The following is a 415-nucleotide window of genomic DNA, read 5'->3' as shown; positions in this document are numbered from 1 at the left end:
GAGGCCGAGGTTTCGGAGTATCATCAATTAGTTCTTCATCAAAACTCTTTTAGGAACTTCGTTTCTATATATCTCTTAGTGTTGAGACGAGCGACGAATATGTCATTGCATCAAGTTCTTCGGCAAGCAGAACGTAGTCTACCTTCTCGACCTGAGCGTCCTGGGGGCGTGGTGTACAGCTTTCTCGGACCTAACGGCGCCGGAAAGACTACCACCATAAAGATGCTGATCGATGCGCTCAAGTCGACCTACGGCGAGATAATGATTTTCGGTCTTGGTGGAACTGTGGAGGCCGAGGTTTCGGAGTATCATCAATTAGTTCTTCATCAAAACTCTTTTAGGAACTTCGTTTCTATATATCTCTTAGTGTTGAGACGAGCGACGAATATGTCATTGCATCAAGTTCTTCGGCAAG

General features: G+C 45.5%; 1 protein-coding gene. It reads left to right on the top strand.

Annotated elements, in window-relative coordinates; genetic code table 11:
• Positions 1 to 99: 99 nt before the first annotated feature.
• Positions 100 to 415 (top strand): ATP-binding cassette domain-containing protein (locus ASU03_RS21875; RefSeq protein ID WP_197411340.1); only part of this gene is annotated, 316 nt, incomplete at its 3' end.

Origin of the sequence: Colwellia sp. TT2012 (assembly GCF_001440345.1) — a bacterium.
Taxonomy (GTDB): domain Bacteria; phylum Pseudomonadota; class Gammaproteobacteria; order Enterobacterales; family Alteromonadaceae; genus Colwellia.
This window is presented reverse-complemented; position numbering and strand designations above follow the sequence as displayed.